This window comes from Winogradskyella pelagia, from assembly GCF_017581965.1.
Lineage (GTDB): Bacteria > Bacteroidota > Bacteroidia > Flavobacteriales > Flavobacteriaceae > Winogradskyella > Winogradskyella pelagia.
In genome coordinates this window covers 1-1,717 of record NZ_JAGEVF010000033.1, presented here as the reverse complement: position 1 = coordinate 1,717, position 1,717 = coordinate 1, and the positions used below count along the sequence as shown (strand labels likewise).

General features: G+C 34.8%; 2 protein-coding genes. Both read right to left on the bottom strand.

Annotated elements, in window-relative coordinates:
- Window positions 1-462 precede the first annotated feature (462 nt).
- A complete protein-coding gene (locus J4050_RS15110) occupies window positions 463-879 on the bottom strand; it encodes a hypothetical protein (protein WP_208155453.1) in 417 nt (138 codons plus the stop codon).
- 2 nt (window positions 880-881) lie between these two features.
- The coding region (locus tag J4050_RS15105) for a hypothetical protein (protein ID WP_208155452.1) at window positions 882-1,717 on the bottom strand (836 nt) is incomplete at its 5' end.

The window sequence follows — 1,717 nt, the reverse complement described above, 5'->3', positions numbered from 1 at the left end:
AAATCTATAGCACCGAGATTGACGTCCTCAGCCTCTTGCAGAGCAGGCTCTTTTTCGCAACGTGTTAGGGCTAGCAGTATAAGCATTGCCCATATCAATTTGTTTTTCATAAAATTTATATAGATTAAAAGGTTACTTTTTAATCGCTATAAATCAGTTTTTAGGGAGGGATGGCTTCAAATTAACAAGGAACGTTTTAGAGAGCAAACTAGAGAATGTTAAAATGGAGGAACATTTGCAATTACTTTTATGGTTTTTCCGTAATCAATTAAAAGGCGGCACAAAAAAAAGACCTATTTTAAAATAAGTCCTTTGAGTTTGGGAAGGCGTTCTTTGACAAAGATGGTAACAAAATCAAATAATATCTATTAACAAAAACCCCTTCCAGAATTTGGAAGGGGTTTTTTTATTTAACCTACTAAGTTTAAGAATATAGTCCTTTGTGATAAGATAAACAATAACTTACTCAATTTCATCAATTTGCACAACTTCAATTAGTTTCAATTTTTCTAAAATACTGTCTTTTTCAATGATAAAATAGTTCTTTCGAGGTTTGCGATACAAAAAACTATCTCTTCTGATATTATCAAACCTATTCAACCAATCATAGGTCTTCACGCCTAGACCAACCGTATCTTTTGGATTAATTGTTTTTTGCAAAAATTTCCCATTGTCCTTCTTAACATAAAACAAGATACTTACTGCATTTTGAGGGTAATAGGTATAGCTTTTTTTTTGCTTTTCTGCATTGTAATAGGAACTCATTTTACCTTCAACTTCTTCGAAGTAAAAATAAAAATTGACTTCTTCTGGAGTCTTTTGGGGTACCGAGCCACAGGTAGTTAGGGTAAAAAAAACCAAAAATGATAAAATTCTCATGTCTAATTGCAATTAGGTTCTTTATTGGAATTGGCTTGAGCATCGTAAAAGCCTACGCTATAATTTTGGGCATTTTCAGGATTACTCATATAAATGTCATATCCTGCCGTACCTTGAAGCCCAACGTAAGCGAGGTTGGTATAAAAATCTTGTAAAGAAAAGCTATAATCATCGAGTGAATCGATAAATTGTTGGTCGTTTAACAAGGGATGGATTTGTTGCAAAAGCTGTGCTATTAGGCCTGTAAATTCGCCAGCCATTATTTCATGCTGACGATTGGTGAGCTGTCTGTACTGTTCATAGATGGCAGGAAAGTCATTGATATCGGGTAAGTTTACAGGGTTTCCAGCTTCAAAGTTATAAATTGCCAAATATAAATTGGCATGTATGGCCTCATGAATTATGGTTTGGGCAATAAACAAAGTTGGTGTGGTACTACTGTTTACATAGTTTTCGTCTATGGAAATAGTTATTGAATTATTTGAACTTAAACTACTAGAGGTGCAGCCTTCGTCTATGTCCCCATCACTAGTACAATCCAAATTAGGTACAATCTTAAAAGTTAGATTCGGGTTTTCATTGCCAGTAAAATTCTCTATGAGCCCCTTAAAATTTGTATTTTGAGTAAGTTTTTGATAAGTACAATGTGCCTTTTCGTTATTGACAAATGTACTATCCATTGTTACCCTATCATCAAAATCCACTTCGCCACCATCTAAAATGACATCTATTGCTGCCAGCGTAAACCCTTGCGCCTCTTGGCTACACTGGTTATCATTTAGGTAATTGGCAATAATCTCACTCTCCACCCTATTGAGCGCGTAGACCAAATTGGGGT